The organism is Streptomyces xanthophaeus, assembly GCF_030440515.1.
GTDB classification, from domain to species: domain Bacteria; phylum Actinomycetota; class Actinomycetes; order Streptomycetales; family Streptomycetaceae; genus Streptomyces; species Streptomyces kutzneri.
Genome location: NZ_CP076543.1, coordinates 3,630,803 through 3,647,811 on the forward strand (window position 1 = coordinate 3,630,803; position 17,009 = coordinate 3,647,811).

Below are 17,009 nucleotides of genomic sequence, written 5' to 3' on the forward strand. Positions count from 1 at the left end.
ATTAGGACGTCTCTCGCAGTAGATCCTGGGCCTTGCCCTTGGCCTTCGTGATGAGTTCCAGCCACGCCGTGATCTCCGCTTCGTGCTTCACCAGCGAAGCGGCCGAGGCCTTGCTCTTGGCCTCCCGCGCCTTCGTGTTGAGACCGACCTTCGTGGCGCACCCGGCATCGGTGGTGGCCTGCTTGATCTCGGCACGCTGGGCGTTGTCGAGCGCCGCGGTGTCACCGTCGGGGATATTCGCGTAATGCGTGAGCGCCGATTCCCTCGCCTTCTCCGGAGTCACTATTTCCGGATAACCGCCGGACTTCATGCAGGAGGCCCACTCGGAGAGCGCTTTCTGATATCCGTCGTCATCGGCGAGGATATGCGCGCCGTTCTGCTTGACGCTGTTGTAGACCGTCCAGTTGAGGCGGAGGTATTCCTTCACGTCCCCGTACACGGCCTTGAGGGTTTCACCGCGGCAGCCCTTCGACGGCACCATGACCTTGCCGCCGCCGAAGTCGAACTCCACACCGCCCTCGGGCTTGTCGACGTACCCGTCCATGGCCATGCTGTGCGCCCGCTTGACGTCCTCGGGCAGCGCGTCGAAGTCGTCCGTGCCCTCCTGGGCCTTCTGGTTGTCCGACCTGCGCGGGTCCGCCCCGTAGCCCACGGTGCGCGCGGTCTCGGCCGACGGCGAGAGGTCCTCGCTGCGCTTCTTGCCGGTGTTGGTGGCGGATCCGTTCGCCGGGAAGACCTTGAAGCCCTTGTCGTTCATGCACTTGCGGATCAGTTTGGACTCCGCGTCACGCTCCTGGTCCAGCGCCGCGTTGGCACTGTCGAGGGCCGTCTGCGCCCTGCGGGCCGTCTCCATGTCCTGCGGGGCTTCCTCCGAGCAGGCAGAGGCGGTTGCGCCCAGCAGCACCGTCACCGCGATCGCCGTCATACCCCGGGTGCGCTTCTTCAATGTCCGTGTCCTCTTGAAGGTGCGGCCGGGCCGCCTCCGCGACGCGGGGCGACCCGGCCTTCAGGCGGTGATCAGCAGCCGTTTCCGTCGTTCAGGGTGTTGCTCGCGCCGTCGTCGTTGGCGTCCCAGTAGTAGTTCACGGAACCGCCGGGGACGAGGCAGATCTCCACGCCCCACGTCATCCAGCGACCGCCGTAGGTCTTGGACGACTGACCGCGGCGGTTCCACCAGGAGCTGTCGGCCTCGTAGACGGCCGGCATGTCGATGTCCCAGCGCGCGGACTCGTACTTCGTCCGGTACATCGAGTTGTTCGTGCTGTAGTTGCTGTCCTTGTAGATGCAGAAGTTGCCGTCGTAACACGTACGGTCCACGGCCGCTGCGGACGGTGCCGCGGCGATGACGCCTGCCACGGCCGCCACCGCTATGAATCCGGCCGAAATCCTCTTACTGAGCACTCGTGACTCCCCCTTGTCGGGTGGTGACTGATGCAGTGAGAGGGCAGGGCAGCCGAAGCCCTTCCCCCCGGTCGGCTGAGATCAGGCTAGGCCACGTCCACCGGAAACAAAAGGTCAATTCACTTTACCCAAGGGACTGTTGATGATTGGAATTGATCATTCACCGATCGATTCCCGAGGTGCGAATCCATCATTCCGGCGCACCGCCACCCCCGGCGGAAATTGGGGACGGCGCAGGTCAGCCCCACGGGCACCGGGCCGGGGCGGCGAAGCGACGACGGAGCCGCGCGCCCCGGATGCACACGGTCCGGAAGAACCCCGAACTGGCCCTGAAAATCGACGCGTTCACGACCCGCGGCACGCCCGGGAGGCCGAAACCCGTGGGGTGGACGCGCATCCCTTCCGTAGGGTGGCCCGATGGAGACGCACGTACGGCTGGAGCCCTGGTCCGCCGGGGACTTCTGGCTGCTGGAGCGCAAGAACGAGCCGGCCATGACCCGGTTCCTGGGCGGCCCCGAGCCGGCCGCGAAGCTCGTCGACCGGCAGCGGCGCTACGAGGCCCTGAGCGCGCGGGAGCCGGCCGCCGGCCGGATGTTCCGCGTCGTGTGGACCCCGGCCGGGGAGGGCCCCGGCCCCGGCGGGCGCACCGAGAGCGTCGGATCCGTGGGCTTCTGGGAGCGGGAGTGGCAGGGCGAGCCGGTCTACGAGTCCGGCTGGGGCATCCTGCCCGAGTTCCAGGGCCACGGGCTGGCGGTGGCGGCCCTCATGGAACTCCTGGCGTACGTCCGCGCCCACGGCTCCCGCGACAGCGTCCACGCCTTCCCCGGCACCGACCACCCGGCGTCCAACGCGGTGTGCCGGCGGGCCGGCTTCGAGTACCTGGGCGACGTCGACTTCGAGTACCCGCCGGGCGTGCCCCACCCGAGCTGCGACTGGCGCTACCGGGTGGGGCGTCCGCCGGGCGGCCTCACGCCGTCAGGATGATGCGGCCGCGCACCCCGGGCGTCCCCAGCTGGGCGTGCGCCTTCGCGGCCTCGCCGAGCGGGAAGGCGTCCGCGACCCGCAGGGTCAGCACGCCCGCGTCGACCAGGGCCACCAGGCGGGCCAGGTGCGCCCCGTCCGCCGCGACCTCCTGCTCCACGACCCGGACGCCGCGCTCCGCGGCCGGGGCGTGGTTCGGGATCAGGCCCACGTAGACCCCGCCGTCACGTACGGAGTCCAGCGCGGCCCCGCCCAGCACCGCCGCGTCCAGCACCCCGTCCACGGGCCCGGCCGGAGCCGCGCCGCGCGGGACGAACCCGGTGGCACCCAGGGACCGTACGAACTCCTCGTCCTCGGAGCCCGCCAGGGCCGTCACCTCCAGCCCGGCCTGCACGGCGAGCTGGACGGCCAGACCGCCGACGACGCCCGCGGCTCCGGTGATCAGCACCGAGGAGCCGGGGGCGAGCCCCAGCAGGTCCACGGCGCGGGCGGCGGTGAGTCCGGCCAGCGGCAGCCCGGCCGCGGCCACCGCGTCCACGGTGACCGGGGCGGACGCCACGGCGGTGGCGTCGAGCACCACGTACTGCGCGTGCGTGCCCAGCGGCTTCACCGGCCCGTAGTGCAGGCCCACGACCCGGTCGCCGGCGCGCAGGCCGGTCACGCCGGCGCCGGTCTCGTCGATCTCCCCCGACACGTCCCAGCCGAGGCCGAGCCGCTGCCCGGCGCCGCCGAAGATCCCGGCGCGGACCGCGCCGTCCACCGGGTTGAGTCCGGCGGCGGTGACCTTGACGCGGACCTGGCCGGCCGCGGGGCGGGGCACCGGGACCTCGGCCAGTTCGACCCGCTCCGGGCCGCCGAACCCGGTCACCACGGCCGCCAGCATCGTCTGCTCGCTCAGCTCGCTCATCTTCGTATCTCCCGTTCTCCGATGCGCCCGTTCACTCGCTCATTCGTTCGCGTGTTCACGTGTTCGCGCGTTTCCGATGAGCACTAACTTAGGGAGAGGTACTCTCTTTTCGTAAGTACGCACTCGAAGGTGCGTACCCGACCCGGAAGTGGGTACCCATGGCCACCACCACCGCCGCGGCCCGCCGCGAGGAAGCCCGTTTCGCCTACGACGCCTTCCTCAAGGAGTGCCCCACCGGCCAGCTCCTGGCCCGCATCAGCGACAAGTGGGTCGGCCTCATCGTCAGCGCCCTCGGCCAGGCCGAGAACCGCTCCATGCGCTACAGCGACCTCGGCCGCAAGATCCCCGGCGTCAGCCAGAAGATGCTCACCCAGACCCTCCGCTCCCTCGAACGCGACGGCCTCGTCACCCGCACCGTCACCCCCACCGTCCCCGTCCGCGTCGACTACCGCCTCACCGACCTCGGCAGCAGCCTCGGCTGCCTCCTGTCCTCCGTGAAGCTCTGGGCCGAGAACCACTTCGACGAGGTCAGCGCCCACCGCACCACCTACGACCAGGCCACCGCGACGTCGTAATTCGGCCGCGGCCACCGCCCCGGAAATGGCATGCTGAGCAGGTGAACGGACCCGGCATTCAGCTCACCCTCGCCCCCGAACTGCGCCTCTTCGCCCCGCCCAGCCGGCGCGCCGACCGCGTACCGACCACCACCGACGGCGCCTCGAGCCTCGGCCACGTCGTCGAATCGGCCGGCGTCCCGCTCACCGAAGTCGGCCGCCTCCTCGTCGACGGCCACGAGGTACCCGTCTCCTACGTGCCCCAGGACGGCCAGAACGTCGAGGTGTACGGCGTCGAACGGCCCCAACAGATCCCCGGCGCCCCGCTCCGCTTCCTCCTCGACGTCCACCTCGGCACCCTCGCCCGCCGCCTGCGCCTGCTCGGCGTCGACGCCGCCTACGAGAACGAGGACATCGGCGACCCCGCCCTCGCCACCCGCTCCGCGGCCGAACGGCGCGTACTGCTCTCCCGCGACCGCGGACTGCTGCGCCGCCGCGAGCTGTTCGCCGGCGCGTACATCTACAGCGACAACCCCGACGAGCAACTGCGCGACGTACTGGGCCGGTTCGCGCCCACCCTCGCGCCGTGGACCCGCTGCACCGCCTGCAACGGCCCACTCCACGAGGCCGACAAGGAGAGCGTCGGCGACCGCCTGGAACACGGCACGCACCGCTCCTACGACGTGTTCGCGCAGTGCACCGAGTGCGAGCGCGTCTACTGGCGCGGCGCCCACCACGCCCGCCTGGAACGGATCGTCGACGAGGCCCTCGTGGAATTCGGCACCGCCTGAGCCCTGCCCGGGCGGCGGGCCCGGCGGGCGAAGCCGGCGGGCCGGGCCCGGACCGGGCGGGCCTAGAACGCGTAGGCGTCGCCCGTGTCCAGCGCCAGCACCACGTGCTCGTTGTTGGCGTGGTTCCGGTCCGTCGCACCGCCGTTCCACCACGTGTCGACCCGCACCGCCACCTCCGGCGTCCGCTCCCGCAGCTCCAGCATCAGCCCGATGTGCCGCCCCCGCCCGTGCAGCGGCAGCGGCCCCGTCTCGCACACCACCTCGCGCAGACCCGCCCGCGCACAGCCCTCCGACAGCTCCTGCCGGTCCGCGAGCTCCGCCGACAGCCGCACCCGCACCGTCGCGTTCGGCAGCGCGGCGGGCCCGTCGTTCTCCGGGACCAGCCAGATCCGCAGCCGCGCCCCGGACAGGGCCACCCGGCCGTGGTAGGCCACATCGGCCTCCGGCCCGTCCCCCGTCGACGCCTGCGCAGACCCGGGAACACCCGCGCCGAGCGCCAGCAAACCCGCCACCACCACACTTCGTACGGCACCACGGCGCACCGACACCACCTCCTCGCGCGGAGGCTAGCCACCGGCACCCCCGACCGGTCGGACCATCACACGAACGAGGGCGCGCCCACCCCCATCTGCCGTGCGTACCTTTGAGCCATGCCGCTCACCCTCCTGGCCCGCTCCGCCGCCCTCTTCCTCCTCGCCGCACTCCTGGAGATCGGCGGCGCCTGGCTCGTCTGGCAGGGCGTCCGCGCCCACAAGGGCTGGGCATGGATCGGCGCCGGAGTGATCGCCCTCGGCCTCTACGGCTTCGCCGCCACCCTCCAGCCCCAGGGCGACTTCGCCCGCGTCCTCGCCGCCTACGGCGGGGTCTTCGTCGCCGGATCCCTCGTATGGGGCGTCGTCGCCGACGGCTACCGCCCCGACCGCTGGGACATCACGGGAGCCCTGGTCTGCCTCGCCGGCATGGCCCTGATCATGTACGCCCCGCGCGGTCGCTGAGCCGCGCCTATGCTGGCGGGTATTCGCCCGTACGAACGACCGAGGAGCCCGCACATGAGCACGGCCGCCACCCGAACCGCCGTAGTCACCGGCGCGAGCAGCGGCATCGGCGCGGCCACCGCCCGACAGCTCGCCGCAGCCGGCTACCACGTCGTCCTCACCGCCCGCCGCAAGGACCGCATCGAAGCCCTCGCCGCCGAGCTCACCGAGGCCGGCCACCAGGCCACCGCGCACGCCCTCGACGTCACCGACCGCACCGCCGTCGACGCCTTCGCCGCCTCCCTGGCCCGCTGTGACGTCCTCGTGAACAACGCCGGCGGCGCCATCGGAGCCGAGCCCGTCGCCACCGGCGACCCCGCCGACTGGCGCACGATGTACGAGGTCAACGTCATCGGCACCCTCCACGTCACCCAGGCCCTGCTCCCCGCCCTCACCGCCTCCGGCGACGGCACGGTCGTGGTCCTCTCCTCCACCGCCGGCCACTCCACGTACGAGGGCGGAGCCGGCTACGTCGCCGCCAAGAACGGCGCCCGCGTCCTCGCCGAGACCCTGCGCCTGGAGATCGTCGGCCAGCCCGTACGCGTCATCGAGATCGCCCCGGGCATGGTCAAGACCGAGGAGTTCGCGAAGACCCGCTTCCGCGGCGACGCGGAGAAGGCAGAGAAGGTCTACGCGGGCGTCGCCGAACCCCTCTCCGCCGACGACGTGGCCGACACCATCACCTGGGCCGTGACCCGCCCCAGCCACGTCAACATCGACCTCCTGGTGGTCCGCCCCCGCGCCCAGGCCTCGAACACCAAGGTCCACCGCGAGCTCTAAAGGACCCCCGCCGCCTTCAGGTGCGGCATGAGGGCCGCCGGCTTCAGCCCGGCGGCCCTCGCCGCGTCCAGGGCCCGCTGGAGGTCCGCCGCCAGCGTCGGCGTGAAATGCAGCAGCACGATGTCCCCGGCCTGCAGCCGCGGCGTGGGCGGCGTCTCGCCCCAGGTGGTGAAATCGTGCGTCCAGGTGATCAGCGCCTTCACCCCGCACGCCTTGGCCGCGAGCCGCACGTCGTCGTTCACCGCCCCGTACGGCGGCCGCAGCAGCTTCGGCGTCCGCCCGAAGGCCGCCTGGAGCTGCTCCCCCGCCCCGCACACCTCGGAGTCCTTGCCGGCGGCGTCGAGCGTCGTGAGGTCCGGGTGGTTGACGGTGTGGTTCTCGACGCCGACCCGCCCTTCCTCCGTGAGCCGGGTGAAGTACCCGGTGTCGTACGAGGCCGCCCCGGGCAGCAGGAACAACGAGGCGGGCACCCGCTTCTCCAGCAGGATCCGGGCCGCGGCGGGATCGTGGTTCCAGCCGTCGTCGATGGTGATGAAGACGACCTTCTCCCGGGTCGGCACATGCGACACGACGGGCGGCAGCCCCGTCCGCGCCTGGGCCGACCCGGCGGCCCCGAGGGCGAGTGACAACGACGCGAGCGCGGCGGTTAGCACGCGGGATCTCCACATGCGACACACCTTGGTCTAGACCACCTTGGCGGGTCAACCCTCTTACCTCAAGCGGAAGTTGACGCCCCGCACCCCTGAGGCCCGTATGGGTGAATGCACACGGAATGTCGGCGGCCACGGCTACGCTCCGGGAGCGTGAGCCCTCCGAAGGCACAGAACAAGACCACGATCGCGGAAGCCGCCGATCGCCTCTCCGAAGAGCTTCCCGGACACCGAGTGGAGATTCTCCAGGGGAGGCTCACCGCGACACCGCGCGCCGACGGGTCCCACGCGCCGGCACCGAGCCGGCTCATCGAGAGGTTCTACGACGCCGGCGCCCGAGCAGCGGGAACGAGATACGTCCAGGGGATCGGCCTCTGGCTGCCGACCGCCTCCGGCTCTCGGTGGACCTCCCCCTCGACGGCGACGAGCACTGACGGCGGTGCGCGGCGCAATGTGAAATTCCGTCACACGTTCGAGCGATCGTCGAGGGATCGGCCCAGCCCGCCAGAAATCCGCACCTAAGTTCAGCCGCAACACGAACGGCCCCCGACCGGGATGGCAGTCCCGGACGAGGACCTCACCAACAGGGAAGAAGGACTTCCTCATGGCTGAACAGGACCCTAGCGCCGCCGCGCGCTTCATGGACCTCCAGGACCCGCGCTACGCGTACATGTTCGGCTTCATCCAGGCCGACGGGCATCTCGCCGCGGGAGCAGGGCAGAAGGGCAGGCTGACTGTCGAGATCAACGAGCGCGATATCCACATCCTGCGCGACTTCCAGGCCCTCACCCCGTACTACAGCTCCATCACCGAGCGCACTCGGGCAACCAACTTCGCCGCGTCTCACACCTCGGCGACGTGGAGTCTCTGCTCGCTCGAAGCCCGGAGCATGCTCAACGAACTCGGAATCCCCTATGGACGCAAGTCCATGACGATCAAGCCACCCTGCGTGGAGTTCTCTCGCCGCGACTACCTTCGCGGCGTCATCGACGCCGACGGCTCCGTCGGCTACACGAGCCAGGGGCTTCCGTTCGTCTCGCTCACCACCGCCAGCACGGCAGTTGGCGACTACTTGTGCCACTTCGCCAAGTCGGTAACAGGTGCGGAGCGAACCATCAAGCGCAACGCCCGGGACGGCATCTACAACATCCTCTACACCAAGGAACCGGCGATGGAGTTGGCCGCGCACCTGTACTACGACGGCTGCCTGGGCTTGGAGCGCAAGAAGGCCAAGGCTACTGAAATCCGCAGCTGGGTCCGGCCGGCGGACATGCGCTTCGCCCCGCCCCGCCGCCGCTGGACCCCGAAGGACGACGAGACCCTTCTGCGGTTGTACGACCCCGCGGCCGCCGGAATCGCCCTCGACCGGACCGAACAGAGTTGCTCCATGCGCCTCTGGCGCCTGCGCACCGGCAAGGCCTGAGGAAACGGCATGGAGAGGCCCGAACCGATCACAATCGGTCCGGGCCTCTCCATACCCCCGACAGCCGCATGCAGGCTTCAGCCCTTGATGCAAACGACCTGCCTCAGCTTGGCCACGACCTCCACCAGGTCGCTCTGCTGCTGCATCACCTGTTCGATCGGCTTGTACGCCGCCGGAATCTCATCTACGACGCCTGAGTCCTTGCGGCACTCGACACCCTTGGTCTGCTCCGCCAGGTCGCGCGCCGAGAACCGCTTCTTCGCCGCCGTCCGGCTCATCTTCCGGCCCGCGCCGTGCGAGGCCGAGTTGAACGCGGCCGTGTTGCCGAGGCCCTTCACGATGTACGTGCCGGTCGCCATCGAGCCGGGGATGATCCCGTAGTCACCGCTCCCGGCGCGGATCGCGCCCTTGCGGGTGACCAGCAGGTCCATGCCGTCGTACCGCTCCTCCGCCACGTAGTTGTGGTGGCAGCTGATCTCCTGGTCGAAGGAGACCTTCGCCTTGCGGAATTCCCGGCGCAGGACCTCCTTGAACAGGCTCATCATCACGGCGCGGTTGTACTTGGCGTACTCCTGCGCCCAGTAGAGGTCATGCCGGTACGCAGCCATCTCCGGGGTTGCCGCAAGGAACACCGCGAGATCCCGGTCAACCAGCCCCTGGTTGTGCGAGAGACCCCGCGCGATACCGATGTGGTGCTCGGCCAGCTGGTTGCCGATGCCACGGGATCCCGAGTGCAGTGTCAGCCACACCGCTCCCTCGCCATCGAGATTCAGTTCGATATGGTGATTTCCCTGACCAAGACTTCCCATTTGCCGCATCGCCCGGTCCCGCCGGAACTTCACCGCATCCGCGACGTAGTCGAAGCGCTCCCACAGGTCCCCGAAGCCCGCCTCCGAGAACCCGTACAGCCGCGACGGGTCCACCGCCTCGCGGTGCATCCCCGCCCCCACCGGAATCGCCCGCTCGATCTTCGACCGCAGCCCCGACAGGTCCCCCGGCAGGTCGTTCGCCGTCAGGGACGTCTTCACCGCCGACATTCCGCAGCCGATGTCCACGCCCACCGCCGCCGGGCAGACCGCGTCCTTCATGGCGATCACCGAGCCGACGGTGGCTCCCTTGCCGTAGTGGACGTCCGGCATGACGGCCAGGCCCTTGATCCAGGGGAGGGTGGCGACGTTGCGCAGCTGCTGCATCGCGCTGTCCTCGACCGACGCCGGGTCGGTCCACATCCGGATCGGGACCTTCGCCCCGGGTACCTCTACGTACGACATAAGGAATCAATCCCCCGAAAACCACAGAAAAGTCAGAATGCGCAAAAGCCTCGCTCTTGATCCCAAATACGACAGGGGACCGGCGCCAGCACCAGCGTGTGCGATAGACATTGTGTCCAGCCGCGCCCAAGTCGCGGCAACGCATTTTCCTGACCGTCGGGGGGCCCGCCGGTCGAAGGGAGCCAGTGGACGTGCAGCGCAAGGCGGTACGGCGGCGAGTCCTGCCAGGCATCGCGATGCTCACCGCGCTCGCGGCCGGGGCGGCCGGCCTGACCGGGTGCACCAGCGGGAGCGCAGGCGGAAGCACCAGCGACTCGAAGGCCGGCGGCAGCTCCGCCGCGCCCGCCCAACCGGGGAAGTACCGCAGTCTGCCCGCGCCCTGCAGGGCCGCCGCCGACAGCAAGAAGCTCAAGGGCATGCTCCCGGCCGGGGACAGCCTCACCCCCGAGCAGCGCGACCAGATGTACGCCGGGGTCGCGGACGCCTCGTACGACGGCGACCGGCACGTCGGCTGCCGCTGGAGCGGGCAGAGCCCCGAGGAGACACGGCTGCTGTCGGTCGGCTTCGAGCGCGTGGTCTCGTACGACCGGACCACCGCCAGCGACGACGACAAGGCCAAGCAGGTCTACGTACGCCGGCTCACCGACGCGAAGCTGCCCTTCCCCGGCCCGACCGCGAGCGCCACCCCGGCGGCCCCCACCCCCGCCGCGCCGACCCCGGCCGCACCGACCCCGGCGGCGCCGGCGGCCCCGGTCCCGGGCGCGCCCGCCTCCGGGACGCCGGCGTCCCCCGGCGCGAGCCCGTCGGCGCCGGTCGAGCTCGGATCGCGCGTCCTGGAGGACCTCGGCAGCGACGCCTTCCTGGAGGACAAGCTCTCTCCCGCGGGGGCCAGCGCCGCGCAGTCCCGCACCGTGCGCATTGTGTTCCGTACCTCGAACGTCATCGTCACCATCGAGTACAGCGTGCAGCCCGCACTGCCCGGCACGGTCCCGCCGAGCACCGAAACCCAGGCCAAGGCGCGGCAGTTGGCGCAGGCTCTGGCGGAGCGTTTCAGCGAATGAGCGGTGCGCGCCGTGGTCTCGCGTGACGGCGCGCACAGCAGGCGGGTACCCGGTCGGGCTACCGTTGCCCGGGTCCCGCGTCCGAAGAACAACCGACAAACGTACTGAAGGAACCATGCACCGATCAGCCTCGCGCCTCACCCGCGTTCTCGCCTGCGCAGCCGTCCCGGTGATCCTCACCGTCGCCGGGTGTTCGTCCGACTCGGGCAAGGACACGAGCTCGAACGGCGAGAAGAAGTCCGGTTCGTCCTCGTCGGCCAAGCCCAACCCGAAGTCCTCCAAGGTTCTGGAGAAGGCGGCCTTCGCCACGCTCCCGGACCCCTGCAAGGCGCTGGCGACGGCGACGATAGACACGCTCGTCCCGGAGGCGAAGGACAAGAACGGGACGGCGACGAAGTCGAACGACCTGGCCACCCGTGCCAGCTGCTCCTGGAACGGTCTGGACGAGGACGGTCTGAAGGGCTCGCAGTACCGCTGGCTCTCGCTCTCCTTCTTCCGCTACGACTCCCACGCCACCCTCGGCGACGCCAACAAGCGTGCGGAGGAGCAGTACAACAAGGAGGTCGGGACGGCGAAGACCGAGGAGGGCGCGCAGGACCCGCAGGCGGAGGCGGTGGCCGGGATCGGTGACCAGGCGACGTCGGTGATCTACAAGGCGAAGAAGGACGTCGACTCCTTCAACACCTCGATCGTGGCGCGCGCCCAGAACGTGGTCATCCGGCTCGACTACAACGGTGCCGCGTACGAGGGTGCCGGTGCGCCGGACCACGCGAAGCTGCTGCAGGACGCGATCACGGCGGCGAAGGAGGCTGTGACCTCGGTGGACGCGGCCAACAAGGCGCCGGCGGAGCAGCCGCAGTCTCCGCAGCCCCAGTAGAGGCGGGTGCGGGTCGGGGCCTCCTGGGGCGCTGACATCGAGTCACCCGTACGCTGTGCCTGCCGCAGCTCCGTAAAGGCGCGGTAAGTACCCAGTACTGAGCACCAGCACGCTGCGCTCGGTATGTGCTCGACAAGGGGAGGGGATCGCGGGTGGCCGCGATGCAACTGACTCGTACGCACCGGATTCTCATAGGCGTGGTGGTCGCGGGTGCCGTGATCATCGCGGGGATCGGGTTCGCGGGCTCGTACTCCGCGGTGCGTGCTCTCGCCCTGCAGAAGGGGTTCGGCAGCTTCTCGCTGGTGTTCCCGATAGGCATCGACGCGGGTATCTGTGTCCTGCTCGCGCTCGACCTGCTGCTGACGTGGCTCCGGATCCCCTTCCCCCTGCTGCGGCAGACGGCGTGGCTGCTGACGGCCGCGACGATCGCCTTCAACGGTGCGGCCTCGTGGCCGGATCCGCTCGGTGTCGGGATGCACGCCGTGATCCCGATGCTGTTCGTGGTGACGGTGGAGGCCGCCCGGCACGCCGTGGGCCGGATCGCGGACATCACCGCGGACCGGCACATGGAGGGCGTGCGGATCACGCGGTGGCTGCTGTCGCCGATACCGACCTTCAAGCTGTGGCGCCGGATGAAGCTGTGGGAGCTGCGCTCCTACGAGCAGGCGGTCGGCATGGAGCAGGACCGGCTGATCTACCAGGCCCGGCTGCAGGCACGGTACGGGCGTTCGTGGCGGCGCAAGGCTCCGGTGGAGGCGCTGATGCCGCTGAAGCTGGCCAAGATCGGTGTACCGCTCGCGGAAACCACGCCGGAGGCACTCGCGGCGACCGGGATCGAGCCGGCGGTGCTGCCGCCGGTGGAGCAGCAGGCGCTGCAGCAGGCTCAGCAGGAGCTCCAGCAGGCTCCGGCGCTGGCGGCAGGGCCCGGGCTCGCGCAGCAGGCCCAGCAGCCTCAGCAGGGCGCCCAGCAGGCCCAGCAGATGCAGCAGGCCCAGCAGATGCAGAACCCGGCCGGTGCACCCGGCGCTCCGGGTGTTCCGGGTGTTCCCGGGGCTGTCCAGCACACCCCGCCGCCCTTCGCGGTGGACCCGACGGCCATGCCCGCGGCCCACAACAGTGCCTGGTTCGCCGCGCCGCTGGCGCCGCAGGCGGCGTACGAGGGTGGCTACAACCCCCAGTACGTGGAGGGCCTGGAGCCGACCCCGGTCCTGCCCCCGATGGGTCCGGACGAGGAGCAGTCCGCGCAGCAGGAGCTCTCCATCCCGGCTCCGCGCCAGGAGGAGGCCCCGGCCGAGGGTCCCGAGACGCCTGACGAGGCCGAGTTCGCCGAGGCGGCGTACAAGGTGTTCTGCGCGCTGGTCGACGAGAAGCAGGACTACCCGTCGGCGGAGGCCCTCGACATACACCTGTCGGACGGTTACGGGGTGACCCACCCGCGCAGCGGTTCGCTGCTGCGCCGGATGATCCCGGCGTTCAAGCAGCGCTATCACAAGGACCGTGAGGCCGAGCACATCGCCTGACGGCCATGGACAGCGGAAAGGGCCCGCACCCCTCGGGGTGCGGGCCCTTCCACGTGCCGGGCCGGCCGGCCGTGGTCGGCCGGCCCGGCCGGGTCAGACGGCGAGCAGCTTGCGCACGCGGTCGGCGCCCACCGCCAGCAGCAGCGTGGGCAGGCGCGGTCCGGTCTCCCGGGTGACGAGGAGCCGGTAGAGCAGCGCGAAGAACGTGCGCTGCGCGACCTTGAGTTCCGGCGTCGGCTTGGCGTCGGGCTCGAGGCCGGCCATGACCTTCGGGACTCCGTAGACGAGCGTGGTCAGCCCGTCGAGGGACCAGTGCGAGTCCAGGCCGTCGAGGAGCAGTCGCAGCGACTCGCGGCCTTCGTCGTCGAGGGACGACAGCAGCTCGGTGTCGGCGTCCTCGCGGACGAGGGTGCGCTGGTCGGCCGGGACCTGGGTGGTGATCCAGTTCTCGGCGCGGTCCAGGCGCGGCCGTACCTCGTCGAGGGAGGTGAGCGGCTGCGTCGGGTCGAGGTCGGTCAGGATGCGCAGGGTCTGCTCGTCGTGGCCGGCGGTGATGTCAGCGACGGAGGCGAGGGTCCGGTACGGGAGCGGGCGCGGGGTGCGCGGCAGCTCGGCGGCGGCGGTGCGCACGGCACGGGTGTGCGCGGCCGCGTCGGCGGGCAGCACGGAGCCGTCGGCGACCTTGGCCTCCAGCTTGTCCCACTCGTCGTAGAGCCGCTGGATCTCCTGGTCGAAGGCGATCTTGAAGGACTGGTTGGGGCGGCGGCGGGCGTAGAGCCAGCGCAGGAGCTGCGGCTCCATGATCTTCAGCGCGTCGGCCGGGGTGGGGACCCCGCCCTTGCTGGAGGACATCTTGGCCATGCCGCTGATGCCGACGAACGCGTACATCGGTCCGATCGGCTGCTCGCCGCCGAAGATGTGCACGATCTGGCCGCCGACCTGGAAGGACGAGCCGGGCGAGGAGTGGTCGACGCCGGAGGGCTCGAAGATCACGCCCTCGTAGGCCCAGCGCATCGGCCAGTCGACCTTCCAGACCAGCTTGCCGCGGTTGAACTCGCTGAGCTTGACCGTCTCGGTGAACTCGTCCTCGGTGCAGACGTAGGTCATCTCGGTGGTCTCGTCGTCGTACGAGGTGACCTTGGTGAAGTCCTTGCCGCACTGGCCGCAGTACGGCTTGTACGGGAAGTACCCGCCCTCGCCGGTGCTGCCGTCGTCCTCGGCGGCTGCGCCGGAGCCCTCGGCGGCCTCCAGCTCGGCCTCGTCGACCTGCTTCTGCTGGGGCTTCTTGCCGCCCGGCTTCTGCTTGGTGCGGTACTGGTCGAGGACCGCGTCGATGTCGCCGCGGTGCTTCATCGCGAACAGCACCTGCTCGCGGTAGACACCGGTGGTGTACTGCTCGGTCTGGCTGATCGGGTCGTACTCGACGCCCATCTCGGCCAGTGCCTCGACGAAGACGGCCTTGAAGTGCTCGGCCCAGTTCGGGTACGCGGACCCGGCCGGGGCGGGCACGGAGGTCAGCGGCTTGCCGATGTGCTGGGCCCACGACTCGTCGATGCCGGGCACGCCCGCGGGCACCTTCCGGTACCGGTCGTAGTCGTCCCAGGAGATGAGGTGGCGGACCTCGATGCCCCGGCGGCGGATCTCGTCCGCGACCAGGTGCGGGGTCATGACCTCGCGGAGGTTGCCCAGGTGGATGGGGCCGGAGGGGGAGAGTCCGGACGCGACGACGACAGGTTTGCCGGGTGCTCGGCGCTCCGCCTCGGCGATGACCTCGTCCGCGAAACGGGAGACCCAGTCGGTCTCGGTGCTGCTCTGAGCCACGACACGTCCTTCTATCTCGAATGCTGGCTTCAGCCATTCTCCCAGACGGAACGGGTCGCTCTGAGGTTGCTTTTCCACCGGGAAACGGGTTGCCCCCTCGTGGGATACTCGGCACTTGTCGGAACAACCAAGTGCACCCACCGGCACAACCTCACAGGAACGGCAGCTCATGGCCTCGGTCCCTTCCCTCGCTTCTTCCGTCAATCAGCGCGTCGCGGACGCCCTTGCCTCCGCCCTGCCGGAGGCCGGTGGCGCGGACCCGCTGCTGCGACGAAGCGACCGGGCCGACTTCCAGGCCAACGGCATCCTGGCGCTCGCGAAGAAGGCCAAGGCCAACCCGCGTGAGCTGGCGGCGACCGTGGTCGAGGGCATCCCGACCGGTGACCTGATCCAGGAGATCGAGGTCTCCGGCCCCGGCTTCCTCAACATCACCGTCAGCGACCGGGCGATCATCGAGACCCTGGCCGCGCGGGCCGGCGACGACCGTCTGGGTGTGCCGCTCGCGGCGAACCCGGGCACCACGGTGATCGACTACGCGCAGCCGAACGTCGCCAAGGAGATGCACGTCGGCCACCTGCGGTCCGCCGTGATCGGCGCGGCGATGGTCGAGATCCTGGAGTTCACGGGCGAGAAGGTGATCCGCCGCCACCACATCGGCGACTGGGGCACCCAGTTCGGCATGCTCATCCAGTACCTGCTGGAGCACCCGCACGAGCTGGACCACAAGTCGGACGAGGAGGTGTCCGGCGAGGAGGCCATGTCCAACCTGAACCGTCTCTACAAGGCCTCGCGCGTGCTCTTCGACTCCGACGAGGAGTTCAAGACGCGGGCCCGGGCGCGGGTGGTCGACCTCCAGGCCGGCGACGCGCAGACCCTCGCCCTGTGGCAGCGGTTCGTCGACGAGTCGAAGATCTACTTCTACTCCGTCTTCAACAAGCTGGACATGGACATCCAGGACCCCGACGTGGTCGGTGAGTCCGGCTACAACGACATGCTGGTCGAGACCTGCAAGCTGCTGGAGGACTCGGGCGTCGCCGTCCGCTCCAACGGCGCGCTGTGCGTGTTCTTCGACGACGTCAAGGGCCAGGACGGCAACCCGACCCCGCTGATCGTGCAGAAGTCGGACGGCGGCTTCGGCTATGCCGCGACCGACCTCTCCGCGATCCGCGACCGGGTGGGCGAGCTGGACGCGTCGACGCTGATCTACGTGGTGGACGCGCGGCAGTCCCTGCACTTCAAGATGGTCTTCGAGACGGCGCGCCGGGCGGGCTGGCTGAACGACGAGGTCAAGGCCGTGCAGCTGGCCTTCGGCACGGTGCTCGGCAAGGACGGCAAGCCGTTCAAGACCCGTGAGGGCGAGACCGTCCGGCTCGTGGACCTGCTCGACGAGGCGGTGGAGCGGGCCGCCACCGTCGTGCGCGAGAAGGCCAAGGAGCTGAGCGAGGAAGAGATCGCCGAGCGCGCGGCCCAGGTCGGCATCGGCGCGGTGAAGTACGCGGACCTGTCGACGTCGGCGGCCCGTGACTACAAGTTCGACCTCGACCAGATGGTGTCGCTGACCGGTGACACCTCCGTGTACCTCCAGTACGCGTACGCCCGTATCCAGTCGATCCTCCGCAAGTCCGGGGACGCGCGGCCCGCGGCCCGCGCGGAGCTGGTGCTCGCCCCGTCCGAGCGGGCACTGGGTCTGCACCTGGACCAGTTCGGCGAGCTGATCGCCGAGGCGGCATCGGAGTACGCCCCGCACAAGGTCGCGGCGTACCTCTACCAGCTGGCGTCGCTGTACACGACGTTCTACGCGGAGTGCCCGGTCCTCAAGGCCGACACCCCGGAGCAGGTCGAGAACCGTCTCTTCCTCTGTGACCTGACGGCCCGCACGCTGACGAAGGGCATGGCCCTCCTCGGCATCCGCACTCCCGAGAAGCTCTGACCTCGCTC

The 17,009-nt window shown here is 70.1% G+C and carries 17 protein-coding genes; 10 read left to right on the forward strand and 7 right to left on the reverse strand.

Going from position 1 to position 17,009, the window contains the following annotated elements; genetic code table 11:
* Window position 1: 1 nt before the first annotated feature.
* Both KO717_RS15795 and KO717_RS15800 read right to left on the reverse strand, forming a co-directional pair.
* Window positions 2-925, reverse strand: a complete 924-nt coding sequence (locus tag KO717_RS15795) for a hypothetical protein (RefSeq protein WP_301368072.1) — start codon at window positions 923-925, stop codon at window positions 2-4.
* Window positions 926-1,017: 92 nt separating this feature from the next.
* Window positions 1,018-1,401, reverse strand: a complete 384-nt coding sequence (locus KO717_RS15800; protein WP_301368073.1) for a peptidase inhibitor family I36 protein — start codon at window positions 1,399-1,401, stop codon at window positions 1,018-1,020.
* 417 nt (window positions 1,402-1,818) lie between these two features.
* Between KO717_RS15800 and KO717_RS15805 the strand changes: the two genes are divergently transcribed.
* A complete protein-coding gene (locus tag KO717_RS15805) occupies window positions 1,819-2,385 on the forward strand; it encodes a GNAT family N-acetyltransferase (protein WP_301368074.1) in 567 nt (188 codons plus the stop codon).
* Here KO717_RS15805 and KO717_RS15810 read toward each other — a convergent pair.
* Window positions 2,369-3,265 (reverse strand): NADP-dependent oxidoreductase, encoded by an 897-nt coding sequence (locus KO717_RS15810; RefSeq protein WP_301374550.1) that lies wholly within the window; start codon window positions 3,263-3,265, stop codon window positions 2,369-2,371. The genes KO717_RS15805 and KO717_RS15810 overlap by 17 nt on opposite strands.
* A gap of 182 nt (window positions 3,266-3,447) precedes the next feature.
* Between KO717_RS15810 and KO717_RS15815 the strand changes: the two genes are divergently transcribed.
* Window positions 3,448-3,864 (forward strand): winged helix-turn-helix transcriptional regulator, encoded by a 417-nt coding sequence (locus KO717_RS15815; protein WP_301368075.1) that lies wholly within the window; start codon window positions 3,448-3,450, stop codon window positions 3,862-3,864.
* A 41-nt stretch (window positions 3,865-3,905) separates the two neighbouring features.
* The gene (locus KO717_RS15820) at window positions 3,906-4,634 is read left to right on the forward strand and encodes a Mut7-C RNAse domain-containing protein (RefSeq protein ID WP_301368076.1); all 729 of its coding nucleotides are present in this window, start codon (window positions 3,906-3,908) and stop codon (window positions 4,632-4,634) included.
* A 62-nt stretch (window positions 4,635-4,696) separates the two neighbouring features.
* Here KO717_RS15820 and KO717_RS15825 read toward each other — a convergent pair whose 3' ends face one another.
* Window positions 4,697-5,146, reverse strand: a complete 450-nt coding sequence (locus KO717_RS15825) for a hypothetical protein (RefSeq protein ID WP_301368077.1) — start codon at window positions 5,144-5,146, stop codon at window positions 4,697-4,699.
* Window positions 5,147-5,284: 138 nt separating this feature from the next.
* Here KO717_RS15825 and KO717_RS15830 point away from each other — a divergent pair, with 138 nt between their 5' ends.
* Both KO717_RS15830 and KO717_RS15835 read left to right on the forward strand, forming a co-directional pair.
* The gene (locus tag KO717_RS15830; protein WP_301368078.1) at window positions 5,285-5,629 is read left to right on the forward strand and encodes a YnfA family protein; all 345 of its coding nucleotides are present in this window, start codon (window positions 5,285-5,287) and stop codon (window positions 5,627-5,629) included.
* A 54-nt stretch (window positions 5,630-5,683) separates the two neighbouring features.
* Window positions 5,684-6,448 (forward strand): SDR family NAD(P)-dependent oxidoreductase, encoded by a 765-nt coding sequence (locus tag KO717_RS15835; protein ID WP_301368079.1) that lies wholly within the window; start codon window positions 5,684-5,686, stop codon window positions 6,446-6,448.
* Here KO717_RS15835 and KO717_RS15840 read toward each other — a convergent pair.
* Window positions 6,445-7,101 (reverse strand): polysaccharide deacetylase family protein, encoded by a 657-nt coding sequence (locus KO717_RS15840; protein ID WP_301368080.1) that lies wholly within the window; start codon window positions 7,099-7,101, stop codon window positions 6,445-6,447. The two genes, KO717_RS15835 and KO717_RS15840, sit on opposite strands and share 4 nt — an antisense overlap.
* Window positions 7,102-7,702: 601 nt before the next feature.
* Between KO717_RS15840 and KO717_RS15845 the strand changes: the two genes are divergently transcribed.
* Window positions 7,703-8,521: an LAGLIDADG family homing endonuclease gene (locus KO717_RS15845; RefSeq protein WP_301368081.1), complete on the forward strand. Its 819-nt coding sequence runs from the start codon at window positions 7,703-7,705 to the stop codon at window positions 8,519-8,521.
* A gap of 77 nt (window positions 8,522-8,598) precedes the next feature.
* Here the strand turns inward: KO717_RS15845 and KO717_RS15850 are convergent, their stop codons facing one another.
* A complete protein-coding gene (locus KO717_RS15850; protein ID WP_301368082.1) occupies window positions 8,599-9,792 on the reverse strand; it encodes an RtcB family protein in 1,194 nt (397 codons plus the stop codon).
* Between the two features lie 191 nt (window positions 9,793-9,983).
* Between KO717_RS15850 and KO717_RS15855 the strand changes: the two genes are divergently transcribed.
* From KO717_RS15855 to KO717_RS15865, 3 genes are all read left to right on the forward strand, one after another.
* Entirely contained in the window at window positions 9,984-10,853 is an 870-nt protein-coding gene (locus KO717_RS15855) for a DUF3558 domain-containing protein (protein WP_301368083.1), read from the forward strand.
* A gap of 115 nt (window positions 10,854-10,968) precedes the next feature.
* Window positions 10,969-11,730 (forward strand): DUF3558 family protein, encoded by a 762-nt coding sequence (locus tag KO717_RS15860; RefSeq protein WP_301368084.1) that lies wholly within the window; start codon window positions 10,969-10,971, stop codon window positions 11,728-11,730.
* Between the two features lie 161 nt (window positions 11,731-11,891).
* Window positions 11,892-13,250 carry a DUF2637 domain-containing protein gene (locus KO717_RS15865; protein WP_301368085.1) on the forward strand — a complete coding sequence of 453 codons (1,359 nt, stop codon included), beginning with the start codon at window positions 11,892-11,894 and terminating at the stop codon, window positions 13,248-13,250.
* Window positions 13,251-13,343: 93 nt separating this feature from the next.
* Here KO717_RS15865 and lysS read toward each other — a convergent pair whose 3' ends face one another.
* Complete coding sequence (lysS, locus tag KO717_RS15870; RefSeq protein ID WP_301368086.1) at window positions 13,344-15,071, reverse strand: lysine--tRNA ligase; 1,728 nt, start codon at window positions 15,069-15,071, stop codon at window positions 13,344-13,346.
* Between the two features lie 169 nt (window positions 15,072-15,240).
* Here lysS and argS point away from each other — a divergent pair, with 169 nt between their 5' ends.
* Window positions 15,241-17,001, forward strand: a complete 1,761-nt coding sequence (gene argS / locus KO717_RS15875; protein WP_301368087.1) for an arginine--tRNA ligase — start codon at window positions 15,241-15,243, stop codon at window positions 16,999-17,001.
* Window positions 17,002-17,009 lie beyond the last annotated feature (8 nt).

Excerpts from the sequence above, each read along its gene's own strand:
- KO717_RS15795 (WP_301368072.1), bottom strand. The coding sequence starts at position 925 with ATGACGGCGATCGCGGTGACGGTGCTGCTGGGCGCAACCGCCTCTGCC.
- KO717_RS15805 (WP_301368074.1), top strand. The coding sequence starts at position 1,819 with ATGGAGACGCACGTACGGCTGGAGCCCTGGTCCGCCGGGGACTTCTGG.
- KO717_RS15810 (WP_301374550.1), bottom strand. The coding sequence starts at position 3,265 with ATGCTGGCGGCCGTGGTGACCGGGTTCGGCGGCCCGGAGCGGGTCGAA.
- KO717_RS15815 (WP_301368075.1), top strand. The coding sequence starts at position 3,448 with ATGGCCACCACCACCGCCGCGGCCCGCCGCGAGGAAGCCCGTTTCGCC.
- KO717_RS15830 (WP_301368078.1), top strand. The coding sequence starts at position 5,285 with ATGCCGCTCACCCTCCTGGCCCGCTCCGCCGCCCTCTTCCTCCTCGCC.
- KO717_RS15835 (WP_301368079.1), top strand. The coding sequence starts at position 5,684 with ATGAGCACGGCCGCCACCCGAACCGCCGTAGTCACCGGCGCGAGCAGC.
- KO717_RS15845 (WP_301368081.1), top strand. The coding sequence starts at position 7,703 with ATGGCTGAACAGGACCCTAGCGCCGCCGCGCGCTTCATGGACCTCCAG.
- KO717_RS15850 (WP_301368082.1), bottom strand. The coding sequence starts at position 9,792 with ATGTCGTACGTAGAGGTACCCGGGGCGAAGGTCCCGATCCGGATGTGG.
- KO717_RS15860 (WP_301368084.1), top strand. The coding sequence starts at position 10,969 with ATGCACCGATCAGCCTCGCGCCTCACCCGCGTTCTCGCCTGCGCAGCC.
- KO717_RS15865 (WP_301368085.1), top strand. The coding sequence starts at position 11,892 with ATGCAACTGACTCGTACGCACCGGATTCTCATAGGCGTGGTGGTCGCG.
- argS (WP_301368087.1), top strand. The coding sequence starts at position 15,241 with ATGGCCTCGGTCCCTTCCCTCGCTTCTTCCGTCAATCAGCGCGTCGCG.